Origin of the sequence: Streptantibioticus parmotrematis (genome assembly GCF_019890615.1) — a bacterium.
GTDB lineage: Bacteria > Actinomycetota > Actinomycetes > Streptomycetales > Streptomycetaceae > Streptantibioticus_D > Streptantibioticus_D parmotrematis.
Genome location: NZ_JAINVZ010000010.1, coordinates 88,644 through 113,011, shown reverse-complemented (window position 1 = coordinate 113,011; position 24,368 = coordinate 88,644). Strand labels below are relative to the sequence as shown.

22 protein-coding genes and 3 tRNA genes are annotated in these 24,368 nt (G+C 74.5%); 15 read left to right on the top strand and 10 right to left on the bottom strand.

Annotated features, from left to right (window positions below):
• The first annotated feature begins 3 nt into the window (after window positions 1-3).
• The 3 genes from orn (at window position 4) to K7472_RS16580 (ending at window position 1,457) form a co-directional block, all read left to right on the top strand.
• Window positions 4-612, top strand: coding sequence for an oligoribonuclease (gene orn, locus K7472_RS16590; protein WP_222978695.1), 609 nt, complete (start codon window positions 4-6; stop codon window positions 610-612).
• 120 nt (window positions 613-732) lie between these two features.
• A tRNA-His gene (locus K7472_RS16585) sits at window positions 733-805 on the top strand.
• 259 nt (window positions 806-1,064) lie between these two features.
• A complete protein-coding gene (locus tag K7472_RS16580) occupies window positions 1,065-1,457 on the top strand; it encodes a chorismate mutase (RefSeq protein ID WP_222978693.1) in 393 nt (130 codons plus the stop codon).
• Between the two features lie 93 nt (window positions 1,458-1,550).
• On the opposite strand, the gene K7472_RS16575 is transcribed toward K7472_RS16580, so the two are convergent.
• The 3 genes from K7472_RS16575 to K7472_RS16565 all read right to left on the bottom strand — a co-directional run bounded on the left by K7472_RS16575 (window position 1,551) and on the right by K7472_RS16565 (window position 5,327).
• Complete coding sequence (locus tag K7472_RS16575; RefSeq protein ID WP_222978691.1) at window positions 1,551-3,023, bottom strand: glycoside hydrolase family 18 protein; 1,473 nt, start codon at window positions 3,021-3,023, stop codon at window positions 1,551-1,553.
• A gap of 136 nt (window positions 3,024-3,159) precedes the next feature.
• Window positions 3,160-4,629 carry a sensor histidine kinase gene (locus tag K7472_RS16570; RefSeq protein ID WP_222978689.1) on the bottom strand — a complete coding sequence of 490 codons (1,470 nt, stop codon included), beginning with the start codon at window positions 4,627-4,629 and terminating at the stop codon, window positions 3,160-3,162.
• Entirely contained in the window at window positions 4,626-5,327 is a 702-nt protein-coding gene (locus tag K7472_RS16565) for a response regulator transcription factor (protein WP_222978687.1), read from the bottom strand. Before K7472_RS16565 ends, K7472_RS16570 begins: the two co-directional genes overlap by 4 nt.
• 180 nt (window positions 5,328-5,507) lie before the next feature.
• Between K7472_RS16565 and K7472_RS16560 the strand changes: the two genes are divergently transcribed.
• Window positions 5,508-6,041: a hypothetical protein gene (locus K7472_RS16560; RefSeq protein ID WP_222978684.1), complete on the top strand. Its 534-nt coding sequence runs from the start codon at window positions 5,508-5,510 to the stop codon at window positions 6,039-6,041.
• 73 nt (window positions 6,042-6,114) lie between these two features.
• Here the strand turns inward: K7472_RS16560 and K7472_RS16555 are convergent, their stop codons facing one another.
• Window positions 6,115-6,981 carry a spermidine synthase gene (locus tag K7472_RS16555; protein ID WP_222978682.1) on the bottom strand — a complete coding sequence of 289 codons (867 nt, stop codon included), beginning with the start codon at window positions 6,979-6,981 and terminating at the stop codon, window positions 6,115-6,117.
• A gap of 54 nt (window positions 6,982-7,035) precedes the next feature.
• Window positions 7,036-7,449 (bottom strand): hypothetical protein, encoded by a 414-nt coding sequence (locus K7472_RS16550; RefSeq protein WP_372457978.1) that lies wholly within the window; start codon window positions 7,447-7,449, stop codon window positions 7,036-7,038.
• A gap of 248 nt (window positions 7,450-7,697) precedes the next feature.
• Between K7472_RS16550 and K7472_RS16545 the strand changes: the two genes are divergently transcribed.
• Window positions 7,698-9,041 (top strand): NsdA family TPR-like regulatory protein, encoded by a 1,344-nt coding sequence (locus tag K7472_RS16545; RefSeq protein ID WP_222978676.1) that lies wholly within the window; start codon window positions 7,698-7,700, stop codon window positions 9,039-9,041.
• 49 nt (window positions 9,042-9,090) lie between these two features.
• On the opposite strand, the gene K7472_RS16540 is transcribed toward K7472_RS16545, so the two are convergent.
• Together K7472_RS16540 and K7472_RS16535 are read right to left on the bottom strand one after the other, a co-directional pair.
• A complete protein-coding gene (locus K7472_RS16540) occupies window positions 9,091-9,696 on the bottom strand; it encodes a histidine phosphatase family protein (RefSeq protein ID WP_222978675.1) in 606 nt (201 codons plus the stop codon).
• A 109-nt stretch (window positions 9,697-9,805) separates the two neighbouring features.
• Window positions 9,806-10,498 carry a TetR/AcrR family transcriptional regulator gene (locus K7472_RS16535; protein WP_222978674.1) on the bottom strand — a complete coding sequence of 231 codons (693 nt, stop codon included), beginning with the start codon at window positions 10,496-10,498 and terminating at the stop codon, window positions 9,806-9,808.
• A gap of 292 nt (window positions 10,499-10,790) precedes the next feature.
• Between K7472_RS16535 and K7472_RS16530 the strand changes: the two genes are divergently transcribed.
• The 7 genes from K7472_RS16530 (at window position 10,791) to K7472_RS16500 (ending at window position 17,458) form a co-directional block, all read left to right on the top strand.
• Window positions 10,791-11,786: a phosphatase PAP2 family protein gene (locus K7472_RS16530; RefSeq protein ID WP_222978667.1), complete on the top strand. Its 996-nt coding sequence runs from the start codon at window positions 10,791-10,793 to the stop codon at window positions 11,784-11,786.
• A gap of 100 nt (window positions 11,787-11,886) precedes the next feature.
• Window positions 11,887-13,041 carry a hypothetical protein gene (locus K7472_RS16525; RefSeq protein WP_308013945.1) on the top strand — a complete coding sequence of 385 codons (1,155 nt, stop codon included), beginning with the start codon at window positions 11,887-11,889 and terminating at the stop codon, window positions 13,039-13,041.
• Window positions 13,032-14,588: a hypothetical protein gene (locus K7472_RS16520; protein WP_222978666.1), complete on the top strand. Its 1,557-nt coding sequence runs from the start codon at window positions 13,032-13,034 to the stop codon at window positions 14,586-14,588. Before K7472_RS16525 ends, K7472_RS16520 begins: the two co-directional genes overlap by 10 nt.
• Entirely contained in the window at window positions 14,585-15,952 is a 1,368-nt protein-coding gene (locus tag K7472_RS16515; RefSeq protein ID WP_308013944.1) for an AAA family ATPase, read from the top strand. The genes K7472_RS16520 and K7472_RS16515 overlap by 4 nt, the downstream gene beginning before the upstream one ends.
• Window positions 15,953-16,035: 83 nt before the next feature.
• Window positions 16,036-16,407 carry a DUF8844 domain-containing protein gene (locus tag K7472_RS16510; protein WP_222978665.1) on the top strand — a complete coding sequence of 124 codons (372 nt, stop codon included), beginning with the start codon at window positions 16,036-16,038 and terminating at the stop codon, window positions 16,405-16,407.
• Window positions 16,408-16,625: 218 nt separating this feature from the next.
• Window positions 16,626-17,303 (top strand): bifunctional DNA primase/polymerase, encoded by a 678-nt coding sequence (locus K7472_RS16505; RefSeq protein ID WP_252395717.1) that lies wholly within the window; start codon window positions 16,626-16,628, stop codon window positions 17,301-17,303.
• 79 nt (window positions 17,304-17,382) lie between these two features.
• Window positions 17,383-17,458 (top strand) — tRNA-Lys (locus K7472_RS16500).
• Between the two features lie 84 nt (window positions 17,459-17,542).
• Here the strand turns inward: K7472_RS16500 and K7472_RS16495 are convergent.
• On the bottom strand, window positions 17,543-18,472 hold the full coding sequence (locus K7472_RS16495; RefSeq protein ID WP_222978664.1) for an alpha/beta fold hydrolase: 930 nt from the start codon (window positions 18,470-18,472) through the stop codon (window positions 17,543-17,545).
• Between the two features lie 135 nt (window positions 18,473-18,607).
• Between K7472_RS16495 and K7472_RS16490 the strand changes: the two genes are divergently transcribed.
• Window positions 18,608-19,204, top strand: coding sequence for a TetR/AcrR family transcriptional regulator C-terminal domain-containing protein (locus K7472_RS16490; RefSeq protein ID WP_222978663.1), 597 nt, complete (start codon window positions 18,608-18,610; stop codon window positions 19,202-19,204).
• Between the two features lie 18 nt (window positions 19,205-19,222).
• Window positions 19,223-19,295 (top strand) — tRNA-Lys (locus K7472_RS16485).
• Between the two features lie 279 nt (window positions 19,296-19,574).
• On the opposite strand, the gene K7472_RS16480 is transcribed toward K7472_RS16485, so the two are convergent.
• Both K7472_RS16480 and K7472_RS16475 read right to left on the bottom strand, forming a co-directional pair.
• Window positions 19,575-20,768, bottom strand: coding sequence for a M6 family metalloprotease domain-containing protein (locus K7472_RS16480; RefSeq protein WP_308013943.1), 1,194 nt, complete (start codon window positions 20,766-20,768; stop codon window positions 19,575-19,577).
• A gap of 44 nt (window positions 20,769-20,812) precedes the next feature.
• A complete protein-coding gene (locus K7472_RS16475; protein WP_308013942.1) occupies window positions 20,813-22,180 on the bottom strand; it encodes a M6 family metalloprotease domain-containing protein in 1,368 nt (455 codons plus the stop codon).
• Window positions 22,181-22,539: 359 nt separating this feature from the next.
• On the opposite strand from K7472_RS16475, the gene K7472_RS16470 reads away from it, so the two are divergent.
• Window positions 22,540-24,363, top strand: coding sequence for a putative bifunctional diguanylate cyclase/phosphodiesterase (locus K7472_RS16470; protein ID WP_222978662.1), 1,824 nt, complete (start codon window positions 22,540-22,542; stop codon window positions 24,361-24,363).
• The last annotated feature ends 5 nt before the right edge of the window (window positions 24,364-24,368 follow it).

The following is a 24,368-nucleotide window of genomic DNA, read 5'->3' as shown; positions in this document are numbered from 1 at the left end:
CGCATGAACGACCGCATGGTGTGGATCGACTGCGAAATGACCGGGCTCTCGCTGCGCCATGACGCGCTGATCGAGGTCGCCGCCCTCGTCACGGACTCCGAGCTGAACGTCCTGGGCGAGGGGGTGGACATCGTGATCAAGCCGCCGGCCGAGGCGCTGGAGACGATGCCGGAGGTGGTGCGTGACATGCACACCGCCTCCGGCCTGCTGGAGGAGCTGTCCGGCGGCACCACGCTCGCCGAGGCGGAGCGGCAGGTGCTCGACTACGTCAGGTCCTGGGTGAAGGAGCCGCGCAAGGCGCCGCTGTGCGGCAACTCGGTCGGCACCGACCGCGGCTTCCTCGCCCGGGACATGCCGGAGCTGGAGCAGCACCTGCACTACCGCATCGTGGACGTCTCCTCGGTCAAGGAGCTGTCCCGGCGCTGGTACCCGAGGGCGTACTTCAACAGCCCGCCCAAGAACGGCAACCACCGGGCACTCGCCGACATCCGCGAGAGCATCGCCGAGCTGCGGTACTACCGCGAGGCGGTCTTCGTTCCGCAGCCGGGCCCCGACACCGACACGGCCCGCGCGATCGCCGCGAAGCACGTCCTGCCCGGGCGCGAGGGCTAGCCGCCTTTCCGCGCCGCGGGGCCGTCCCGGCCGACGCCCCGCCGCGCGGAAAGGTGGCAGCGAGCACCCTGGAAGACCCTGTATGCTTCTTCTCGGCCGGTGCGAGAAGCGCCGGTGATGGTGGGTGTAGCTCAGCTGGTAGAGCACCTGGTTGTGGTCCAGGATGTCGCGGGTTCAAGTCCCGTCACTCACCCTGATGACCTGGGGCCCGATCCGCACGGCGGATCGGGCCCCAGGTCTTTTCGTGTCTCTGCTCACGTCGCGACGCCCGGCGACTCCTCCACGCCCGCGCAGGGCCCGCGCGGCGCCCGCGTCCCGGGCCGCGAGACGGTCCGGCGGGGTGGGGGGCGCATCGGCTAGGGTCGGCGCGAAATGGTGGGAGTGTCCCTGACGCGCGTCCGGACCGGGGACCCGCGCACGCGGGGGCACGTGCGTACGGAGGGGTACGAGCTATGAGCGAGCGGGACGGCGGCGGAGGCCGGGAGCAGGCGGACCTGCGCGACCTCGGCCAGGCGGCCAGCGTGGACGACTCCGCGCGGGCCGAGCTGCTGCGGCTGCGCTCCAGCATCGACAACCTCGACGCGGCCCTGGTGCACCTGCTCGCGGAGCGCTTCAAGTGCACCCAGCAGGTCGGGCGGCTCAAGGCGGCGCACGACCTGCCGCCCGCCGACCCGGCCCGCGAGGTCGCCCAGATCGCCCGGCTGCGGCGGCTGGCGGAGGAGGCGCACCTCGATCCGGCGTTCGCCGAGAAGTTCCTGAACTTCATCATCGAGGAGGTCGTCCGCCACCACCGCGCGATCGCCGACGAGACCGGCAACGGCAGCGGCGGCTCCCCCACCCCGTAGCCCCCGCAGGACATGGTCGTACCGCCCCGGCCGTCGGTGGGGTGCCGGCCGGGGCGGTACGGGCTCAGGGAAGAACCGGGAGCTGACGCCCCGTCACTTCGTGTACGTGGAGAACGCCTTGGCGAACGCGTTCGGCGCCTGGGTGATCGACGAGCAGGTCGGGGACGCGTAGGACTGGGCGCCGCCGTCGCACTGCTTGTCGCGGGTGGCGGACCACATCGACAGCCAGGCCAGGCCCTTGGACTTGGCGAACGCCACCAGCTTGCTCGCGTCGTCGAGGGTGAAGATCTCGGAGCTGGTGTCGTTGACGCCGATCATCGGGGTGACCGCGATCTTGTTCCAGGCCGCGCTGTCGGAGATCCCCAGCACGCTCTTGACCTGCGCCTCGGTGGCGGTCGCCGCGTCGATGGCGTTCTGGCCCATGTCGCTGGGGAAGCTGGCGCCGTAGTCCATCGCCATGACGTTGACCGCGTCGATGTCCACGCCGTTGGTCTTGGCGTCGGTCAGCAGGTTGACGCCGTCCTGGGTGAGGCCGGAGGGCAGCACCGGGAGGGTGAAGGAGACCTTCAGGCCCGGGTGGCTCTTCTGGAGCTGGGCGATCGCCTGGTCGCGGCGGGTGTTGGCGGCGGTGTTGCCGAGCGCGGCGCCCTCGACGTCGAAGTCCACCTTGGTGAGCTTGTACGCGTCGACGACCTGCCCGTACGCGGTCGCCAGGGCGGAGGCGGAGGAGCAGGTGGTGGCCAGCTCGTTGCCGTTGGCGCCGCCGAAGGAGACCCGCACGTCGCCGCCGTCCGCGCGCAGCGCGTCGATCTGGCCGGCCGTGCTGTCGTCGCCGACCGCGGTCACGCCGCCCCACTTCGGGGTGCAGGAGCCGCCGTCGGTGATGAAGGCGAGGTTGTACTGCTTGACGCCGGTGGCCTTCTCGGCCGCCGTCAGGTCGAACGGCGGGTAGAGCGAGGTGTCGACGTACGGTGCGAAGCCCGCGTCGGAGGAGCTGCCGCCGCTGGTGGGGGTGGCGGTGGGCGTCCCGGTGGGCGTCGTGGTGGGAGTGGAGGTGGGCGTCGGCGTCGCGGTGGGCGTCGGCGTCGGGGTGGAGGTCGGCCGCCCGGTCGGGGTGGGCGTCGGGCCGTCGTCCACCGAGCACTTGGCGCCGTCGATCAGGCAGCCGGTGGGGGCCGCCGCGCTGCCGCCGGAGGAGGTGGCGACGAAGCCCACGGTGACCGACTTGCCCGCCGGGATGGAGCTGTCCCAGTCCTCACCGGTGACGGTGACCTTGCCGCCGCTCGCGGTGTACTTGCCGTTCCACAGCGAGCTGATCGACGTGCCGGAGGGCAGGTCGAAGGTGAGCGTCCAGTGGTCGAGCGCCTGGTCCGAGGGGTTGGTGACGACGTACTGGCCGGTGTAGCCGCCGTCCCAGGTGCTGGTCGCGGTGTACGCGGCGCCCAGCGTCGCGGCCTGCGCCGAACCGGCCAGGGCGAAGGCGGTGCCGGCCATCGCCGCTGCCACGACGACGGCGCCGATGGCCTTGACCTTGCGGCTGGGACGGCGGCGGTGCGAAGAACTCATAGGGGGTTGACCTGCCTCACGGGGGTGCGTCGATGTGGGGGCGGCAGCACGCTAGCGGCAGGGAATCGGACAAAAGCCCAGTTCAGGGCGGGGGTTGGGGTTCTTATGGCGGGCTTAAGGCAGTGATCGGCGACGATTATGGTTCAGACCTTCGACGGCCGTTCGCCCGTGCGGAACGCCTTCCCGGGGACGCCGTGCGTGCGGCGCCGCGCCACCTCGTCGTCCATCCCGCGCCGCGTCGGCTCACCCGGTGACCGCGTCCGCCGCGGCCGTCGCGCGGACGCAGTCCGAGCCGCAGCCGCACCTCGGTGCCGCCCAGCACCGAGCGGCCCAACGCGACGTCGCCCCCGGTGGATTCGGCGACCCGGCGCACGATGTCCAGGCCGAGCCCCGTGGAGCCGGGACCGCCGTCGCCCTGGCCCCGGCGCAGCGCGGTCGCCGGGTCGCCGATGCCACCGCCCGCGTCGGAGACCAGCACGATGACCGTGTCGTCGCCGGTGTGCACGTCCACCGCGAAGGCGGTGCCCTCGGCGGTGTGGCGGAAGACGTTGCCGAGCAAGGCGTCGAGGGCGGCGGCCAGTTCGGCACGCGGTACCGGCACCCGCACCGGGCGGTCGACGCCCGCGGTGCGGGACGTGCGCCCCTGGTCCTCGGCGAGCGCCGACCAGAACGCCATCCGCTCGCGTATCACCTCGGCCGCGTCGCACCCGGCGGCGGTGGGCGCGGCGGTGCGCTGGGCGCGGGCGGTGCGGATGATCTGGTCGACCTCGCGCTCCAGTTGGGCGACCGCCTCCCGGGTCTGCTCGGCGGCGGGGCCCTGGCCGAGGGAGGCGGCGTTCAGGCGCAGCACGGTGAGCGGGGTGCGCAGCCGGTGCGAGAGGTCGGCCGCCAACTCGCGTTCGTTGGCCAGTAGTTGGCTGACCTGGTCGGCCATCGAGTTGAACGCGGCGGCGGCCGAGCGCAGTTCGCTGGGCCCGCCCTCCTGGACCCGTACGCCCAGGTCGCCGCGGCCCAGGTCGCGGGCGGCGGTGGCGAGCCTGCGGGCCGGGCGCACCAGCCGGGTGCCGAGCCGGTCGGCGACCGCCACCGAGCCGACCACCAGCCCGGCGCCGACCAGCGCGAGCACCAGCCATGCGGTGGTCACGCCCCGGGTGACGTCCGTCTCCGGCACGTAGACCTCGACGACGGCGAACCCCGAGTCCACGGCGGTCGGTTGCAGCAGCGCGTAGCCGCCGGGGACGGTGAGGGTGAAGGCCTTGCCGAGGCGGGCGGCGGCGGCCACGTCGGCGCCGGTGGCGTGGCCGCGGCCGATCTCGACGCCCGCGCTCGCGCCCGTTCCCGCACCGGCCGCGGTGCCGCCGTCGCCGGGCACGTGCACCGCGATGCGGCCGTCCGCGCCCGCCTGGGTGGAGGCGACCGCGCGTTCCAGCTGGGTACGGTCGGTGGTGATGGCGAGCGCCGGGTCGATGGCGGCGGCTTGGCGTTCGGCGTTGGTCAGGGCGCGGTCGCGGGCCATCTCCCGGACCACCAGGCCCAGCGGCACCGCGAAGGCCAGCACGACCATGACGGTGACCGCGACCACCACCTTGACCAGCGCCCATCTCATCGCGACGGCTCCGGGGCACGCGGCGACGGCGCCTCGATCTTGACGCCGACGCCGCGCAGCGTGTGCAGGTAGCGCGGGCTGGCCGCGGTCTCGCCGAGCTTGCGGCGCAGCCAGGACAGGTGGACGTCGATGGTCTGGTCGTCGCCGTAGGACTGCCGCCACACCTCGGTCAGCAGTTCGCGGCGCGGCACGACGACGCCGGGGCGGGCGGCGAGGAACGCCAGCAGGTCGAACTCCCGCCGGGTCAGGTCGAGCCGTACGCCGTCCAGCTCGGCCTCACGGCGCTGGGTGTCGATGCTCAACTGCCCGACCCGCAGCACCTGCGACGCCTGCGTGCCGCGGGTGCGGCGCAGCACGGCGGCCATCCGCGCCGACAGGTGCTCCACGGAGAACGGCTTGACCAGGTAGTCGTCGGCGCCGTCGTTCAGCAGCCTGACGATCTCGGTCTCGTCGTCGCGCGCGGTGGCGATGATCACGGGCACGTCGGTGATGCCGCGCAGCATCTTCAGCGCCTCGGCGCCGTCGAGGTCGGGCAGACCGAGGTCGAGCACGACGACGTCGAACCCGACCTGGGCGACCTCGCGCAGGGCCTCCAGCGCGGTGCCGACGCTGCGCACCGTGTGGCCCGCCTCGGTGAGATGCCGGATCAGCGCGGAGCGCACGAACTGGTCGTCCTCGACGACGAGCACACTTGCCATGCCCGGCACCGTACGCCATGCGGTGGCCCTCGGTCCCCGGCGCCGAACCGGCGGTGAGCGCCCGTGCGGGCGGCGCACTGTACCGCGAACGCGCATGTCGCGGGCGGAATCGGACCGGCGTACGCCGGGTGGGGCGGGCGGCGCTTGACGGACGGGCGCGGTGCGGCAGGATGGGCCGCCATGCGACGAGGATTGGTGCACGCCGGGGCGTGGACGCTGGCGACCGGGGCGGCGATCGCGCTGTCGTGGTTCGGCGTCCACACGGTGCTGGCCGGCACCGTCTACGATCCGCCGCGCGCGCTGCCGATCTCCGGCGGCCTGCCCTCGGTCGGTGTGTACGGGTCTCTCGCGCCGGCGCCGCCCACGACCGGGCCGCGGGGGTCGGCGTCGGCCGGCCCGTCGTCTTCCGCACCCCCTTCGCCTTCGGCGTCCATCACGCCCGAGCGCCCGCCCGGCCGGGCCGGTTCCACCGCGTCCGGCGGCGCGACCACGGGCGACGTGCACAGCTACGAGGTGACCGGCGGCCGGGTCGCGCTGGTCCTGGGGTCGTCCTCGGCGACGCTGGTGTCGGCGACGCCGGACAGCGGCTGGTCGACGAAGGTGTGGAAGGAACCGGGCTGGATCCGGGTGGACTTCACCTCGGGGGTGCACACCTCGTCGATCTTCTGCACGTGGAACGGCCATCCGCCCACGGTCCAGACCTACGCGAGCTGACCGCGTCCGCCGACCACCCGTCCGACCGCCCAAGCGCCGGGAAATCACCCGAAGGCGTGACGTGCGTCCACGTTTACCGGAAGACGGACTCCGGAGGGGCGGGTGACGCCTGCGCGGTCGCGTCGGTGACCGGGACCGCGCCGCCGGTGAAGTCCCGCAGGGGGCGGCCGTGTTCGACCCGGCCGGGGTGCGGGTCGGTGGCGGTGCGGCGGGTGAGGTCGGCGACCGGCAGTTCCCGGTTGGCGGCGAGCAGCAGCGCGTTGCCGAAGCGGCGCCCGCGCAGCACCGCGGGGTCGGCGGCGAGCACGATCTCCTCGAAGCGGCTGTGCGCGGTGGCGACCTGGCCGCGCAGGAAGGTGAGCGGACCGCCGTCGGTGAGGTTCGCCGCGTACCAGCCGCCGGGCCGCAGCACCCGGGTGACCTCGTCCAGGAACTCGACGGTGGTGAGGTGTGCCGGGGTGCGGGCGCCGTGGAAGACGTCGGCGATCACCAGGTCCGCCCAGCCCTCCGGCAGCTTCGCCAGTCCCTCGCGGGCGTCGCCGCCGCGCACCCTGATCCGCCAGGAGCGGTCCAGCGGCAGTTCCCGGCGCACCAGGTCGACCAGGGCGGCGTCCACCTCGACCACCTGCTGGGTGGAGCGGGGCCGGGTGGCGGCGACGTAGCGCGGCAGGGTCAGCGCGCCGCCGCCGAGGTGGACGACGTGCACCGGCCTGCCCGGCGGGGCGACCAGGTCGGCCACGTGACCGATGCGGCGCTGGTAGGCGAAGTCGAGGCGGGCCGGGTCGTCGAGGTCGACGTGCGACTGCGGGGCGCCGTCGATCAGCAGCGAGAAGGCGCGGGGCCGGTCGCGGTCCGGGACCAGCTCGGCGGTCCCGCCGTCCACCGTCTCCCGCAGCACCTCGGGGTCCCGTGCTCTGCCGCGTCGCTTCGTGCCTGCCACTCCCCCAGTATCGGCCCCCGGCGCGTCAGGCGGCGGGTCGGGCCGGACGCCGGGCTACAGGCCGTCCGCCGCTTCGAGGGTGCGGGCCGCCTCGCCGAGCGCCATGCGCAGCAGCACGGGGTCGGTCACCGGGTGGCTGCCGCGCGGCGGGACCAGCCATCCGGCGCCCGCGACCGGCGGCTCGTCGGTGAACCGCGTGCCCCGGCCGTCGGTGCGGGTACAGGCGCTGCCGGGCAGGTCCCAGCCGCCCGCGGTGCCGGCCGGCACCAGGAACCCGAGGGTGTCGCCGCTGGTGTCGTGCAGCACCGGGCCCACCCCGGTGCGCAGCCGCAGGATGTCGACCGCCTCCAGGCCCTGCCGGGACGGGACCGTCACCAGGTCCCAGTCCGGCGCGGGGGGCATCGGACGCGCGAGCGGTTCCTGCCGGGCCGTCGCGGCCGGCCCGTGCGCCTCACCGGTGTCCAACAAGGGAAACCCTCCTCGCCTCGCTGTCGGGGCTGCCGCACACGACACTGCCCGCACACCGTGCACAACGCGCGAGTGGCGTCAACGCTACGTGTGCGGACCGCCGCAAAGGATGGCAGTTCATGGCGAATCCGGGGTGAGATATCCCGTTTGTAGCCAATCTTGTGCTGAACAGCCCGTACCGGTGTGGTCACAGCCGGTACCGTCGTCCCGCCGATCCAGCCCTCAGCACGACCAAGGGGAGGCCTCCCGTGGCACCCTCACCGTCATCCCCCAGGCCGGGACCCGTTCCCAACGCGGCCTTCCGCAGCCTGCGCGGCGACCTGTCGCCGGGCGAGTTCTCGGCCGCGGTGCGCCGCGCCGCGCGCGAGATCGGCGAACGCGTCAGCTGCGACGCGCGGTACGTCGGGCGGGTGGAGTCCGGCGAGATCCGATGTCCCAACTACGCGTACGAGCGGGTCTTCAAGCACATGTTCCCCGGCCGCACGCTGGAGGAACTGGGGTTCGCGCCGCGCGAGGCGGTCCGCGGACGCCGGGCCGGGCCGCAGCGCGGCGCCGACCGGGAACCACCGAGGAACGACGAGGAGAGCGACGTGCTGCGTCGCGCATTCATCACCGGCGGCCCCGCCGTCGCGCTCGGCGCGACCCTGCCGCTGAGCCAGGGCGCCATCCCGACGCCGCGCAGGGTCGGCGACGGCGAGGTGCGGGCCGTCGAGGAGGCGGTGCGGCGGATCAGGCTGCTGGACGACCGGCACGGCGCCGACTCCCTCTACCAGCGGGCCGGGCAGTCGCTGCGCAACGCCTACGCCCTCCTCGACCAGGGCGCCCACCACCAGGCGGTGGCCGACCGGCTGCACGCGGGCTCCGGCGAACTGGCCATCTCGGTGGGCTGGTTGGCGCACGACTCAGGACGGCACGCCGACGCCCGCTCGTACTACGCGGAGGCGCTGGCCACCGCGCGGATGGCCGGGGACCCGGCGCTGGAGGCGCACGCCTTCTGCAACACCTCGTTCCTGGCCCGCGACGACGAGCGGCCGCGCGAGGCCGTGCGCGCCGCGCAGGCCGCCCAGCAGGCCGCGAGCCGCCTGGGCTCGGCCCGGCTGCTGTCGCTGCTCGCGCTGCGCGAGGCGGGCGGCTGGGCCGGGCTCGGCGACCGGCCGGCCTGCGAACGCGCGCTGTCGCGGGCCCAACGGCTGTACGGCAAGGGGCCGTGCGACGCGGACCCGGAGTGGATGACGTTCTACGGCGAGGCGGAACTGGAGGGGCTTCAGGCGCAGTGCTGGTCCCGGCTGGGCGACTACCGCCGCGCCGCCGCCCACGCGCGGCGCGGGGTGGCGCTCCAGGATCCGCACTTCACCCGCAACATCGCCCTGTACAGCGCCGAGTTGGCGTCCGACCTGGCCGCGCTGGGCGAGCCGGACGAAGCGGCGCAGGCCGGGCACCGGGCGCTGACCCTGCTGGGCGGGCGGGTCCGCTCCTCGCGCATCCAGGGCATGCTGGACGGCGCGGCCGCGAGCCTGCGGCCGTACCGGCGGCGCACCGCGGTCGCGGACTTCCTGGCCCGGCACGACGGCCTGGAGGCGTCACCGGCGTAGCGGCGGGCCCGGGCGCGGGGCCGTCATCTCGTCGCGTGCACCCGGGAGTTCAGCTGCCGTCGAGGTGACCGGTGTCGTTCCAGCGCTCGATCGCCGGGGCGCCGTAGGCCCAGCCGAGGACGGACAGCGAGACCGGGTCGAGGCGCAGCGCGGCGCCGAAGGACAGGTCGTGGCCGAGCCAGCGGGCGCCGAGGGCGCGCAGGAAGTGGCCGTGCGCGAAGACCAGCGCGTCGCGGTCGGCGCCGCGCACCCACTCGACCACCTCGTCGGCGCGGGCGGTCATCTGCGCCACCGACTCACCCTGCGGGGCGCCGTCCCGCCACACCAGCCAGCCGGGCCGGACGGCGCGTATCTGCTCAGGGGTGAGTCCCTCGTGGGCGCCGTAGTCCCATTCCATCAGGGTGTCCCACTCCTTGGCCCGGTCGCCGAAGCCGGTCAGCTCGCAGGTCTCGGCGGCGCGGGCCAGCGGGCTGGTACGGACCTCGGCGTCGGGCAGCGCGTTCCACGGCGTGCCGTGCAGCCTGGCCCCCAGCAGCCGCGCGGTGCGGCGGCCCTCCTCGGTGAGCGGGACGTCGGTGCGGCCGGTGTGCCGGCCGGTGCGCGACCAGTCGGTCTGGCCGTGCCGGACCAGGAACAGGCGCGGGGCCGGGGACATGCGCGGGGGCCTTTCGACGGACGGGCGTCACTGTCTGACGGGACACGGTCCCGTCACAGTCCGACGGGACACGGTCCTCACCGGATCCGGACCGGGGACTTCCGTTCCATCATCCCCTACCGTCCGGATCGCCGAGCAGCCCCGTCAGCAGGGCGTCCAGTCCGTGCTCGTACTGCGGCATGCCGTCCTGCGCCGCCGCGAGCTGGGGGGCGAGGCCGGTCAGGCAGGGGTAGCGGTCGGGCGGCAGGCCCGCGAAGCGCGAACGCAGTCGTTCCGCCGGGTCGTCGCAGCCCTGCGCGGCGCGCACCTTGCGTCCCCGCGCGGTCCACAGCGCGGCGCCCACCGTGTACTGCATCACCGCGGTGTACGCGCGGGCCGCGGCCGGACCGTCGAGCCCGGCGCGCCGCAGCAGCCCGAGGGCGCGCTCGGCGAACAGCGTGCCTTCGTCGCCCTGGACGGGGCGAGTGGCGAGCAGATGCAGCACGGAAGGGTGCTCGGACAGCAACCGGTAGACCGCCCGGCACAGTTCGCGCAGTTCGGCGTGCGGGGGGCGACGGGCGTCCGCGGGCGGCAGTTCGACCTCGGCGAACAGCAGGTCGCGCACCGCGTCGATGATCTCGTCCTTGCCCTGGAAGTGGCTGTAGACGGCCATCGTGCCGACCCCGAGCCGCTGGGCGAGCGCGCGCATGGTGAAGGCGTCCGGGCCGGCGTGGTCGAGCAGGTCGACGGCGGCGGCCAGGACGCGGTCGCGGTTGAGGGTGCCCCGCGGGGCACGGGGACGGCGTGACGAGCGGTCGGTCATGGGCGGCACGGTCCGGGGAGACGGGTGAACGAGGACGTGGGGAGACGGTGGGACGGAGGTACGGAAGCGCGGTCGGGTCGGCCGGGGGGACGGGACGGGTGGGGCCGCGGTGGACTTCCGTTGCCGCCGTGAAGCATGCCACTGATGAGGCAACCACCGCCCACCGCCCGGCGTCCTACCGCGTACCCGGCCACCCGTCGCCCTAACGTACGGCGTACGGTAGAGCGCTCGCGCGAAACCGGCGCGCGAGGGCTCGGCCCGCGGGGCCGACGGAAGAGGGAGACGCCGACGGATGTCCAGCACCGCAGCCCGCGCCCGGGGCGCGTCGAGGAGCAGGCCCCGCTGGTGGGCGGAGCTGCCGCTGATCGCCGTCGTCTACGCCGCCTACTCGGCCGGCCGGCTGCTGGTCGCCGGTGACACCTCGTCCGCCGTCCGGCACGCGCGCGCGATCCTGCACGCCGAACGCCTGCTGCACATCGACCCCGAGCACCTGCTCAACTCGGTCTTCACGCACACCGCGTGGCTGGGCGTCCCGGCCTGCTTCGCGTACGCGACGCTGCACTACGTCATCACCCCCGGTGTGCTCATATGGCTGTGGCGTCGGCACAGCGGCCACTACCTGTTCATGCGCACCTGGCTGATGATCTCCACCCTGATCGGGCTGATCGGCTTCACCCTCTTCCCCACCGCGCCGCCGCGACTGCTGCCCGCCGGGTCCGGGTTCCACGACACGCTGGCGCAGTACGCGTCGTTCGGCTGGTGGGGCGCCGACGCCAGCGCGCCGCAGGGCATGGGCGGGCTGACCAACCAGTACGCGGCGATGCCGAGTCTGCACGTCGGGTGGGCACTGTGGTGCGGGATCATGCTGTGGCGCTACGCGCGCAACCCGCTGGTCCGGGCGCTGGGCGTGGCGTATCCGGTCGTCATCACGCTGGTGGTGCTCGGCACCGCCAACCACTATCTGCTCGACACGCTCGCCGGGGTGCTGGTGATGGGGATCGGGCTGCTGCTGACACGGCCCGTCCGGTGGCTGGTGGCCCGGGTCCTGGCCGCCCTCGCGGGGGCCGCCACGGGAGCCACCGCCGCTGGAAGCGCCGCGACGGGCGCCGGAGCGGTGGAGACCGCGGGCGCCGCCGGGGCGTCGGAGACCGCGGGTGCCGGCGCGGTGGAGACCGCGGGCGGCCGCCGGGCGGTCGAGGTGGCCGGGTCGGGGGCCGCCGCGCGGACCGGGCTTCCGCTGCCCGCGCAACGGCACTCCACCGAAACGATTCGTCCCGTACGCCGCTAGGCCCTCCGTCCGCCGTGTCGGGCTCCGTTCGCCCGCCGCGGACGGCGCGTTGCCGGTCGCGGGAGGCGCGCTGTCAGTGGCGGATGCCAGACTGCCGGGCGTGAACGACTTCAGCGACAGCCGGTCCGCGGCCGTGGACCAGCGCGCCCGGTGGGCCGGGCTGCGCGGGCCCGGGGTGCCGCCGCGCCCGCTGGACGCCCGGGCGCTGGCGGCGCTCGCGGCCAATCCGGGGTGCGGGCGGCGTGCCGTGCTGGACGCGGCCGGGGTCGACAAGGGCGCGGTGGCGCGGGCGCTGGGCTCGCCGGAGCGGTTCGGCCAGTCGCAGTTCGCGTTCGCCCGGGGCAACGCGTTCGAGGCCCGCGTCAAGGCGGACGGCTGCGCCGAGTTGCTGCGGCTGCTGGGCGCGGCGGAGGGCGAGACCGCCGACCTGCCGGACCTGGCGGCGGCGGGCCCCGAGGGCCGCGTGGCCCGCACCCGGCTGGCGCTTCAGGAGGCGACGGCGGCCAGGCGCTGGACGCTGCTGGACCATCCGCTGCTGGTGCTGGAGGTGGCGGGCGCCCCGGTCCACCTGGAGCCGGACGCGGTGGCGGTGCGCCCGGACGGCGGCTGGACGGTGGTCGAGGTCAAGTCCTTCCCCGTTCTGGACGGCGTCGCCGACCCGGTGAAGGTCGGCGCGGCGGCGCGGCAGGCCGCGGTGTACGTGCTGGCCCTGGAGCGGCTCGACGCGAGCGCGCCCCGGCCGGACGTGCTGCTGGTGTGCCCGAAGGACTTCTCCAACGTGCCGACTGCCGAGCTGGTCGACGTCCGCAGGCAACTGGCGGTCACCAGGCGGCAGTTGGCGCGGATGACGAAGGTGGAGCGGATCGCGGCGACCCTGCCGGAGGGCACGACGTTCGACGTCACGCGGGAGCGTCCGCCGGGCGAACTGGCCGAGGCGGTCGAGGCGGTGCCCGCCGCGTACGCGCCGGAGTGCCTGGACAGCTGCGAACTCGCCTACCACTGCCGGGACCGGGCGAGGGAACGCGGCGCGGTCGAGGCGCTGGGCCGCTCCGTGCGGGGCGAGCTGGGCACGTTGACCACGGTGGAACGGCTGCTGGCGGCGGCGTACGGCGACCGGGACGGCCGGGACAGCCGGGACGGGGCCGAAGACGAGCGGGATGGAGACGGCCGCGACGTCGATCCGGCGGCGGTGGCCCTGCGCCGGGCGGCGGCGCTGCGGGCCGAGGCGCTGGGGCGGGAGGCGTCATGTCGGTGATGACGACGCTGGCGCGGGCCGAGGCGGTGGCCGCCGGGCGGGCCCGTCCGCTGGCGACCGTGCGACACCGGTGGCTGTCCGAACGGCCGCTGGTCATCGTGCCGTTGACCACCGCGGGCGAGGTCGGGGCACCGCTGGGCGCGCTGGTCGGCACCGACCGCGACCAGCCCGGACTGCTGGTCGTACCGCAGCCGCGCGACCGCGACCTGAGGTCGGCGTTCCTGGCCGAACTGGCCGACGCGGTCCTGCCGTACGTCACCGTGTACGAGGACGCCGTCGAGCTGGAGCCCGGCAAGGAGACCGATCCCGAGACCGGCAAGAAGGTGGCCGTCGAGCGCGAACTGTGCGCCGAGGCACCGCAGTTGATCGTTCCGAACGCCGCCGGGATCGACTACGTGCGGCTGCTCGGCCGGGCCACCCGCTTCCGCCGCACCGCCGAGGAGAACCCGGACGAGCCCTACCCGGCGCCCTCCCGCGTCCCGCTGCTGGGCCGCTGGCTGACGCACTTCGGCGAGCGGGCCCGGGTGCCGGGCAGCGCGCTGCTGGTGGCGATGACCGATCTGCTGACCCGGCACTGGGCGACCGGCCAGAGCGGTCTTGAGGACCAGCACCTGGGCGCGCTGCTGGGCTGGATCGACCCGCCGCCCGGCCTGACGGGACTGGAGGCGGCTACGCGCGCGCAGGTGGCGCGGGACGAGCGCGGCCTGCTGGTCAGCCCGCCCGCCGGGCCCGCGACCGACCCGGTCTTCGACAACAAGGCGCTGGCGCCCGCGATGGCGCGCTACGACGCGGCCCGTACCCGGGGCGCCGATCCCTCCGCCGCGGTGGCGGAGATCGCGGCGCTGCTGGAGAGCCAGGCGCGGCCCGCTTGGGACGACGTGTGGCGCGGCGTCGACCTGCTGCGCGAACTGCCGCCGGGCGGCCACGTGGAGGAACGCTGGAAGCGGGACCGCTGGTCGTTCACCGGCCACCGGGACCGGGTGCGCGCCGGGGAGCCGCCGCAGCCCCGGCGGGACGACGCGATCGCGGCGGCGCAGAAGCTCGCCGGACGCGAGACCGCGCAGGCGCGGCTGGACGCGGGCGAGGCGCTGGACGATCCGCTGGTGATGGCGGGGCGGCGGCTGGCCGGTGAGGCGCTGGCGGGCGAGGTGACCGCGGTGGAGATGGCCTACTCGGCGGCGAAGGTGCCCAGGCCCCGCCCGCTGGTGACGCTCGCCACCGACGACCTGCCGCACCTGGACGAGGGCGGCAGGCTGTACCGCGCGCTGCCGGACGGACGCGTGCAGGAGGCGGAGTTCACCGGATGGGTGGACCAACGGGCGCTCACCGTGAGGCTGTTGAACGGCATGGGGCGCGGCAAGGAGCCGGACGCGGGCACGGTTCCCGCGGTCGGCGACGCGGTGTGCTGGACGCTGTTCGAGCACACCGCGCGCGGCGGCCCCGATCTGCCCGACGCGGACTCCACCCCGTGGACGCATGGCGGCCCGCCGTCCGCCGCGCCGGTGGCCGGGCCGCCCGATCCGGTGACCGGGGAGGACCTGTTGTGAGCGAGACCGTGACCGCCCCCGTGTCCGGCGACGACCGTCCGGGCGACGACCCGGCGTCCGCCGCCGCCCGGGCCACCGAGGCGATCCTGCGCGACGCCCGGCACGGCACCCGGCGCGGTGTCGTGGTGGACTCCCCGCCCGGTGCGGGCAAGTCGACGCTCGTGGTGCGCGCGGCCCGCGAACTGGCCGCGTCCGGCGAGCGGTTGATGATCGTCGCGCAGACCAACGCCCAGGTGGACGACCTCGCCGACCGGCTCGCGACGGCCGACCCCGAGCTGGCGGTGGGCCGCTTGCACGGCTCCGACTCGCCGCCCGACCCCGTGCTGGACCGGCACCCGTCGATCCTGAAGTCGGCGAAGGTCGCGGACCTGCTGGAGCGGCAGGTGGTGATCGCGACCGCGGCCAAGTGGGGCTACGTCAAGGACGTCGAGCCGTGGCGGCACGCGATCGTGGACGAGGCGTACCAGATGCGCTCCGACGCGTTGCTGCGGGTGGCCGGGCTCTTCGAACGGGCGCTGTTCGTGGGCGATCCCGGGCAGCTCGACCCGTTCAGCGTGGTGGGCGCCGAGCAGTGGGCGGGACTGTCCTACGACCCGTCGGCCAGCGCGGTCGTCACGCTGCTCGCCCACAACCCCGATCTGCCGCAGCACCGGCTGCCGGTGTCCTGGCGGCTGCCCGCGTCGGCGGCGCCGCTGATCTCCGGCGCGTTCTACCCGTACACGCCGTTCCGCAGCGGGACGGACCACGGGGACCGGCGGATGGCGTTCGGCGTGGCCTCGGACGGCGGGGCGGCCGACCGGGTGCTGGACGAGGCGGCGGTCAGCGGCTGGGGCCTGCTGGAGCTGCCCGCCCGGCACACCCCGCGCACCGATCCGGAGGCGGTCGCGGCGGTGGCGCTCGTGGTGCGCCGGATGCTGGAACGCGGCGGGGTGACGGTCAGCGAGCGGTCCGACGAGCCCGCGCCGCTGACCGCCGACCGGATCGCGGTCGGCACCGCGCACCGCGACCAGGCGGCGGCGGTCCGCTCGGCGCTGGCCGGGCTCGGCGTGACCGGCGTCGCGGTGGACACCGCGAACCGGTTGCAGGGGCGGGAGTTCGACGTGACGGTCGTGCTCCATCCGCTGTCCGGGCGGCCGGACGCGACCGCGTTCCACCTGGAGACCGGCCGCCTGTGCGTGCTGGCCTCCCGGCACCGGCACGCCTGTGTGGTGGTCTGCCGCGCGGGCGTCGAACGGCTGCTGGACGACCACCCCTCCACCGAGCCGGTGCAGCTCGGTGTGACGGTGAAGTTCCCGGACGGCTGGGAGGCCAACCACGCGGTACTGGCCCGGCTGGCGGAGCACCGGGTGCGGTGGGAGGCGTAGGTCGGGACCCGGGGCCGCGAGCCTCCGGGGGCTTGCGCGGGTGCGGGAGAATGGATGGCGGTCCACAACCTGGAGGTAGGGAGATGTCCGAGCCGAACTCGGCTCAGCAGACGCCGGACGCCGCCGCGGGCCGGCCCAGGATGCGGCCCGCGCCGCTGCTCTTCGAGCCCGAGGCCGCCGCGGACGATCCGGAGCACTTCTTCGACCTGGAGTCGATGGACGACCCGGGCGAGCTGCTGGAGCGTTCCACCGAACTGGCGCTGGCCTTCCGGGCGGCGGCCGACCGGGCCACCGAGTTCCAGGCGATGGCTGCCGCGCAGCTCGCCGACCCCAAGCGCTTCGACCGCGCGACGGTGGAGTCGATCGCCCGGCGGGCCGACTGGTCGGAGGACTACGCCCAGCGGATGATCGAGTTCGGCACGGATCTCCTCCGGCAGCGGCCGACGGTCGACTGACCACCGAGGCGGCCGTGCGGATCCGCCGTCCACCGCCCGTTTCACGCCTGATGCACGTGCAGCGGCACAAGCCGCCGCACCGGCGGATGCACGCGTGAATGCACGGGCATCATGGGCCGGTGGCATATGCGGGCAGGGTACCGCCGAGGGTCCCGGGCTGTCCCGAATTCCGGCGATCCGGGCAACCGGAACCGCGTCCGCCGGTAGATGTATCTGCCATGACCGACATGACCTGGGACATCCGGAACGGTGACGTACGGCCCACCGACCCCCGCCGCACCGGCGTACCGGGGCTCGACCTGTGGCAGGCCGACACAGCACTGCACTCCGAGTACGTCACGGTCGACGGCGCCGAGTGGCTCGCCTCCGCCAGCGCCTTCCCGCGCAGCGTCAAGGCGCTGTGGTCGGCCCGGCCCTCGGCGCCGAGCGTGCTGCCGTGCGGCACGGTGTTCGACGTGGTCAACCTGCCCGCGCTGTTCGGCCGCCGGATGCTGGAGCGACTGTGGACGGCGGGGCCCGGGTGCGGTCCGGTCGCCCTCCAGAACAACCGCGTCCTGGTCTTCGCCGAGCCCGGCACCGCCGACCGGCTGCCGTCGCTGCTGTCGTGGGAGGAGTGGGGCGAGCGGGTGCCCCGGCCGCTGTGCCACGGCGCGGGCGACGCGGTGACGGTGCCGCCGCTGGTGCCCGATCCGCCGCAGGTCTCCGGCGACGCCTCCGGCACCGGCACCGGCGACACTTTCGACCCGGCCGAGGGTGGCGGTGAGGGCGGCGCGGCGCGATGTACGTCGCGCTGGCTGGTGGCGCCCGGCGTACGCGATCCGTGGCTGCCGGGGGCCGCGGTCCTGCTGTGGGCCTGCCTGCGCGCCGCCAGAGCGGAAGGGACCGCTCCGGCCTGAGCCACGCCCGCCCGGGCCTGCGCACTTACCGATTTTTCCTGGGCCGGAACGGGATGCTAAGGTCTTCGACGTTGGCCGGGCGCCGCTAGCTCAACTGGCAGAGCAGCTGACTCTTAATCAGCGGGTTCGGGGTTCAAGTCCCTGGCGGCGCACCATCACGGCAAGTCCGTTGACCTGGGCGTCTCACCTTTTCGGGTGAGGCGCCTCCGTCATTTCCGGGCTCCAGCCGTTTCCGGGCCTCAGCCGCGTCCTGGCGCCTTCGCGCCGAGCGGCATCATCTTCACCGGGCGCGCCTCGCGGTCCTCGCCCAGGAAGTCCAGCAGCAGCCGGGTGACCAGGGCGGGCTTCTCCAGCGGCAACGCGTGCGACGTGCCGGGGACCACCGCGAGCTGCGCGTCCGGCAGCGCGGCCACCATCTCGGCGCTGTGCTCGACCCGCACCCCGTCGTCGTCCCCCTGCATGACCAGCACCGGAACGGTGATCCGGGCGAGGTCGGCGAGCTCGATGCCGGTGCCCGCCCGCCACATCCGCAGCAGCTTGGCGAAGACCACCGGGAAGTGGCCGGGGCCGTCCGGCGACAGCGGTTCGTACTGCGGGGCGAACATCCCGGCCAGCAGCTCACGCGAGGCGTCGTCGTGGATCAGCGCGTCAGCCGCGGGCGTGGCGCCCTCCCGGGTCACTCCGCCGCCGATCACCACCAGGCGTTCGACCAGCTCCGGGTGGCGCAGCGCGAGGTGGAGCGCCACGGTCGCGCCGTCGCTCCAGCCGACGACGCGGGCGGCCCGCAGGCCCGCGGCCGCCATGAACGCGGCGGTGTCGTCGGCCATCGCCTCGTACGACATCGGCCCGTCGACGTCCGGCGTGCGGGCGTGGCCCCGCCGCTCCGGCACGTGGACGTCGTACCGCTCGGCGAGCGCGGGCGCCTGGCCCCACCAGCTGAACGCGCCGGTCCCGCCGCCGTGCAGGAGCAGCACGGGAGGCCGCTCGCCGTCGCCGCCGCTGCCCCAGCGTTCGTAGTACGTGGGGAGCGCGCCGGCGAGCAGCCGGTGGGCGGTGCCGGGCGGCGGGGGCTGCCAGGCGGCGGCGTCGGGCAGCGGCGGGAAGGCGGATCCGCTCTTGCGGCTGTCCTCTTGGCCTGCGGATTCCTGGGTCGGTGCTGTCGCTCGCATGTGGTCTCCCCGTTTCCGGCCGGTCCGGCTTGCCGCGCGGAACCGACTTGAACACTGCTCAATTGAACACTGCTCAAGCTAGGTCGGTACGCTGAGTCCCGTCAAGGCGGTCAGGCGGGAAGGGAGCGCGCGGCCATGCCACTGCGGCGCGAGACGGTGATCGAGGCGGGGCTCGGCCTGCTCGACGAGGTCGGGCTCGACAAGCTCACCACCCGGGCGCTGACCACCCGGCTCGGCGTCCAGCCCGGCGCGCTCTACTGGCACGTCAAGGACAAGCGGGAACTGCTGGGCGCGATGGCCGAACGCGTGATGGACGAGGCGTTCGCCGCGCCCTCCCCGGCATCCGGCGACTGGGCCGAGGACGTGACCGCGTTCGCGCACGGGATGCGGCGGGCGCTGCTCGCGCACCGGGACGGCGCGCGGCTGGTCGCCACGTACACCCCTCTCGGGCGGTCCGCGCTGCGGGCGGCGGAGGACGGACTGGCGCTGCTCACGGCGGCGGGCGTGCCGCTGGCGCTCGCGGCGCACTTCGGGGACACGCTCACCGGTTACGTCACGGGCTTCGTGATGCAGGAGCAGGCGGTCGGCGGGGTCGGGGACGCCGGGGCCGACCTGGCGGCGTACCCGCTGCTCAGCCGCTGGGCGCGGGAGGGGACGCCGCCGGACCGGGACGCGGCGTTCGCCTCCGGGGTCGGGCTGATCGTGGACGGACTGCGGGGGCGGATCGGGTAGGATCTACGACGTCGGTGAGCGCCGCTAGCTCAACTGGCAGAGCAGCTGACTCTTAATCAGCGGGTTCGGGGTTCAAGTCCCTGGCGGCGCACGGTTCGGCCACCCCCTGCGCGGGGGTGGCCTTCTTGCGTTCCGATCGATGTGGCTGGGGTTTCGCCGCCCACCCACCCGCCCACAGGTCCTGCCGGTGGCCTCGCGGGGCTCCGCCCCTCCCCCCGGACGCGGGGGCTCCGCCCCCCTGCACCCCCGGGCCTGCGACACCTCCGCCGTCGCCCCTTTCCGGCACGCTCGCTCGCCGGGGGCTCCGCCCCCTGCACCCCTTCCCCTGCACGTCCCGCTCCCCCGAGCCCCACCCCCGCAAAAACCACCCTCACCCCCTCCCCACCCTCACCGTCCAACCCCCCTCCGCGTTCCGCCCCAGCACCCTCACCGTCAAACCCCTCGTCCTGAACGTCGAACCCACCCCGTACGGCGCGTCGTTCAACGAATTGAACGCACTGCTGCTGTACGTGCACGCCGCCGTCCTCGGGTGGGCGTCCATGATCTGGACGGGGCCCTGGCCCGACGGGACATCCGTGCGGACCCGGTAGATCAGGACGCCCTCCGTGCAGGCCTGGCCGTCGTTGCCGAGCGCCCTGCGGGCCTCCACCACGTACGCCGTCGTCCTGCCGAACGGCACGATCACCGCCTTGCGTCCGCCGGGCACTTCCAGCGGGGACAGGGCCACCTCCCGGGTGCCGGGACGGCTGACGCAGGCCACCTGCGCGTCGGTCAGCCAGCCCAGGCGCCATTTGTGCCAGGCCAGCGGCTCGCCTTGGAGGCCCCAGTCGAGCGACATCGTGTCCCACTGGCCGGCCAGCGTGTCCGTGCGGGCGAAGTCGTCGACCGCGTAGAGGTCGGGCAGGCCCAGGATGTGGCCGTTCTCGTGGGCCAGGACCCGGGGGCCCGCCTGGTCGTGACCGTAGATCACCGAGACGCGGTCCAGGTGGGTGCCGCTCTCCGTGGTGGCCGCGTTGCCGCCGGTCCAGGTGACCGACAGGACCGTGCGGTCGGCGGGCGGGCCCGCGTTGGGGGCCGCTATGACGTTGACCAGGTCGTAGCCCCGGAAGTCCACCGTCCGCCCCACGACCGCCGCCAGGTCCCGCATCATCGCGCGGTGGACCGGCCAGCCGTAGCCGCGCGTTATCCCGTACGCGGAGAACGGGTGCGGCATCCTGAACCACCGCAGCACCGGCACCGGTTCGTAGCGCAGCCTGCCGTACGAGGCGCGGTCGTACCACTGCTGCACGAACGGGAAGAACTCGTCGTAGCGCGCCTTCGCCGACTCCTTCGCGGGCGCGTCGGGGAAGTCGATGAACAGCGTCAGCGCCCGCAGCACGCCCGTCGAGCGCGCGTACTCACCGCTGCGGGTGGCCGGGAAGCCCTCGGACATCTCCACGCCCGGCGCCGCCCGCAACGCGCAGGGGCGGCCGGGCGGCGCGGCCGCCGGGGCTCCGGACGCGACCGTCTCCACCCCCACCGCGCAGGCCGCCACCACCCCGAGCACGCCGACCAGCAGCGCCACCCTCGTGCGTATGCGGCGCCAAACGCCGCTCCCGCCACCGGATATCACGGCTCCACCACCGTGACCCGCCAGTCACCGGCCGCGGTGCGCGCGTCCACCCGCACGTCCACCGTCTCGTGCGCCGACGGGCCGAAGCGGTACGCGTACGACTCCCCCGCGCCCAGCGGCGCGTCCGCCAGTTGGGGGCGCACCGAGGCGCCGTAGCACGCGCCGGTGCGCGGATGGCCGTCCAGGACGCGGATCGGGCCCTCGCCGGTGTCGACGTCGCTGCGCACCTCGTACAGCAGGACGCCCTCGCGGCAGGCGGTGACGTCGTTGCCGCGCTGCGCCCTGGCCTCGACGGCGAGCGCGGAGGTGGCGCTGGTGCGCACCACGACCAGCTTCGTGCCGCCCGCCGTCTCGACCGGGGTGAGCGTGCGGGTGGTCCTGGTGCCGGGGTGGTCCACGCAGGCGACCTGGGAGCGGTCGATCCAGCCGTACTTCCAGCGGTGCCAGGCGAACAGGTCGGGTGCCAGGCCGAACTGGCTGCCCATGAGGTCCCAGTCGCCGACCTGCGCGTCCCAGGAGTCGGCCGCCGCGTCGCCCGCGCTGCCGCCGCCGGGTGCGGTGGGCGGCTGGCGGTAGAGGTCGGGCAGGTCGAAGACGTGGTTGGTCTCGTGGGCGAGGACGTTGGGGTCGGGCGGGTGGTGCTCGAAGACGGTGACGACGCTCTTGAGCGACGTGCCGCCGGCCCGCAGCGGCTGGTCGAAGCTGACGACCTTGGTCGCGTCCGAGTCCACGCCCGGCGCGTCGGGGTCGGCGACCAGGTAGACCACCGGCACGCCGCGCAGGTCGTCACCCCGGCCCACCAGCGCCAGCGCGTCGCGGATGTAGCGGGTGCGGTCGGCCGGGCTCCAGGCGCGGGCGATGCCGTACGCGGTGGAGGGGCGCGGCATGCGGTACCAGCGGCGTGTGATCCGCGGGCGCAGCCGGAAGCGGCCGTACGAGGCGCGGTCGAAGAACTCGGTGGTGGCGGGGAAGTGGTCGGCGGCGAGGACGCCGGTGCCGACGTCGGGGGTGTGGTCGGGGAAGGACAGGAAGAACATCGCCGCGTTCACCTCGCCCAGCGGGCGCGGGTAGGCGGCGTCCCAGGCGGACAGGCCCTCGGAGTGCCGGGCCCCGGTCGTCGCCAGGGCGCACGGGCCGTTGGCGGAGGCGGCCTGCGCGGGCCCGGCGGCCAGCGCCCAGGCGACCAGCGCGAGGAACCCCACGGCCAGCGCCGCCGCCCTGCGCAGGGGGTACGGCTCGGGCCCCTCGAAGGCATCGCCGTCCATGCCCCCGAAGTCGTCGCCACCGCCTTCGAAGGCGCCGTCTCCGGCCCCGAAGTCGTCGCCATCGCAGGCGTCATCGCCTTCGCACGCGCCGCCTCGCACACGACCTCCCCGGACGGGATCGGGCCACTCCGCTGACCTGATCCACCCTGGGGCTGTTCATCCTCTTATGTCCTTTTCTGATAGTCCGCTCGTGTCATCGACACAACACCGGCCCAGGCATCACGTACGGTGATCACCGATCGGGAACGATCACATCGGATCAACGGGGCGCCAAGGCGTGCGCGATCGGCGCAAGATCGGTCAACGCGCCCCGTGGGCGCTCCCGCGTGCCGAGAATCACCACGATGACGGTGGCTCAGAGCCGTCGCGAACCACTATGATCGCCACATTTCCGCGCGGGAAACCGCTCTCATGGTTTCCCGGGACCTCCGTACGACCGACTGTGTGAGACGACTGCTATGCGGGAGCAAGCTGACGGCGGACCCTTGGTCGGCCGATCCGGCGAGCCCGCCGCACCTCCCCCGCCGGTGACCGACGGTGACGACAGGTCTCCCGGTCGCGGCGGTCCACCCGGCCCGCGACTGCGCGACTACCACGCCGCGTTCAACGCCGCGCGCACCGCGATGGCCCTGGTCGACCGGGACGGGCGGCTGCTGGCCGCCAACCCCGCGCTGGGCTCGCTGCTCGGCGCCGACCCCGACCGGCTGGCCGACCGCCGCGCCGCCGACCTGGTGGGGCTCGGCGGGGACGAACGCGTCCGGGACGCCTACCACGACGTGTTGCGCGGCGGCCGGGACCGGCTGCGCTGCACCTGCCGACTGAAGCACCCCGGTGGTCAGGCCCTGTGGGCCGAGGTGACGCTCGACGCGCTGCGGCAGGAGGGCACCGGCGAGGCGGCGGCGGCCGCCGGGGCCGCGCTGCTGTCCGTCGAGGACGTCAGCGAGCAGCGCGAACTCGCCGCCCGGCTGCGGCACTTGCAGATGCACGACCCGGTGACCCGGCTGCCCAACCGCGCCCTGTTCTTCGAACGGCTCGGCGCCGCCCTGCGTCCCCCCGGCCACGCCCGGGTGGGCATCTGCTACCTGGACTTGGACGGCTTCAAGGCGGTCAACGACACCCTGGGCCACGCGATCGGCGACCGCCTGCTGTTCGCGGTGGCCGGACGGCTGCTGGCCTGCGTGGCGGAGGGCGGTCATCTGGTGGCCCGGCTGGGCGGCGACGAGTTCGCGCTGCTGGTCGAGGAGTCGGACGGCACCGAGCAGACGACCGCGCTGGCCGACGCCGTACTGGCCGCGCTGCAACGGCCGTTCGACCTCGAAGGCCACCGGCTCGCGGTCTCCGCCAGCATCGGCGTGGTCGAGCGCCCGGCCGCGGGCACCTCGCCGACCGGCCTGATGCAGGCCGCGGACACCACGCTGTACTGGGCGAAGGCGGACGGCAAGGCCCGCTGGGCGCTGTTCGACCCCGAGCGCAACGCGCACCGGATGACCCGTCAGGCGCTGTCCAGCACCCTGCGACAGGCCGTGGAACGCGGGGAGTTCAGGTTGGAGTACCAGCCGCTGGTGGCGCTGGACGGCGGGGCGCTGCGGGGGGTCGAGGCGCTGGTGCGCTGGGACCACCCGCAGTTCGGGATGCTGGCGCCGAACCGGTTCATCGGGCTGGCCGAGGAGAACGGTGCCATCGTGCAGCTGGGCCGCTGGGTGCTGGCGGAGTCGTGCCGCCGGGCCCGGGTCTGGCAGAAGGACCACCCGGACGAGCCGATCTCGGTCAGCGTGAACGTGGCGGTGCGTCAGGTGTGGGACTCCGACCTGGTCGCGGACGTGGCCGGAATCCTGGACGACACCGGACTGCCCCCGGAACTCCTCCAGTTGGAGCTGACGGAGTCGGCGGTGATGGGATCGGCGGGCCGTCCGTTGCAGGCCCTGCACGCGCTGCACGAGATGGGCGTGCGCATCGCCATCGACGACTTCGGCACCGGCTACTCCAATCTCGCCTACCTCAGCCGTCTTCCGGTGGCCGCGCTGAAGCTGGACGGATCGTTCGTGCGCGGCTTCCGCGACCCCGAGCACCCCAACCCCGCCGACGAGACGATCGTGGTCGCGCTGGTCGAACTCGCCCACCGGCTGGGCCTGACGGTGACCGCGGAGTGCGTGGAGAGCGCGGAGCAGGCGGAACGGCTGCGGCGCATCGGGTGCGACACGGGTCAGGGCTGGTTCTACTCGCGGCCGGTGGCGCCGGAGCGCATCGCGGAGATGCTGGGCACCCCGGCCCACAGCGGCTGACGTGG

Bases quoted from the DNA above. Each gene is read 5' to 3' on its own strand.
- K7472_RS16470 (WP_222978662.1), top strand. From the start codon at position 22,540: ATGCGGGAGCAAGCTGACGGCGGACCCTTGGTCGGCCGATCCGGCGAG.
- K7472_RS16520 (WP_222978666.1), top strand. From the start codon at position 13,032: ATGTCGGTGATGACGACGCTGGCGCGGGCCGAGGCGGTGGCCGCCGGG.
- K7472_RS16495 (WP_222978664.1), bottom strand. From the start codon at position 18,472: ATGCGAGCGACAGCACCGACCCAGGAATCCGCAGGCCAAGAGGACAGC.
- K7472_RS16565 (WP_222978687.1), bottom strand. From the start codon at position 5,327: ATGGCAAGTGTGCTCGTCGTCGAGGACGACCAGTTCGTGCGCTCCGCG.
- K7472_RS16490 (WP_222978663.1), top strand. From the start codon at position 18,608: ATGCCACTGCGGCGCGAGACGGTGATCGAGGCGGGGCTCGGCCTGCTC.
- K7472_RS16530 (WP_222978667.1), top strand. From the start codon at position 10,791: ATGTCCAGCACCGCAGCCCGCGCCCGGGGCGCGTCGAGGAGCAGGCCC.
- K7472_RS16510 (WP_222978665.1), top strand. From the start codon at position 16,036: ATGTCCGAGCCGAACTCGGCTCAGCAGACGCCGGACGCCGCCGCGGGC.
- K7472_RS16560 (WP_222978684.1), top strand. From the start codon at position 5,508: ATGCGACGAGGATTGGTGCACGCCGGGGCGTGGACGCTGGCGACCGGG.
- K7472_RS16535 (WP_222978674.1), bottom strand. From the start codon at position 10,498: ATGACCGACCGCTCGTCACGCCGTCCCCGTGCCCCGCGGGGCACCCTC.
- K7472_RS16505 (WP_252395717.1), top strand. From the start codon at position 16,626: ATGACCGACATGACCTGGGACATCCGGAACGGTGACGTACGGCCCACC.
- K7472_RS16570 (WP_222978689.1), bottom strand. From the start codon at position 4,629: ATGAGATGGGCGCTGGTCAAGGTGGTGGTCGCGGTCACCGTCATGGTC.
- K7472_RS16580 (WP_222978693.1), top strand. From the start codon at position 1,065: ATGAGCGAGCGGGACGGCGGCGGAGGCCGGGAGCAGGCGGACCTGCGC.
- K7472_RS16575 (WP_222978691.1), bottom strand. From the start codon at position 3,023: ATGAGTTCTTCGCACCGCCGCCGTCCCAGCCGCAAGGTCAAGGCCATC.
- orn (WP_222978695.1), top strand. From the start codon at position 4: ATGAACGACCGCATGGTGTGGATCGACTGCGAAATGACCGGGCTCTCG.
- K7472_RS16540 (WP_222978675.1), bottom strand. From the start codon at position 9,696: ATGTCCCCGGCCCCGCGCCTGTTCCTGGTCCGGCACGGCCAGACCGAC.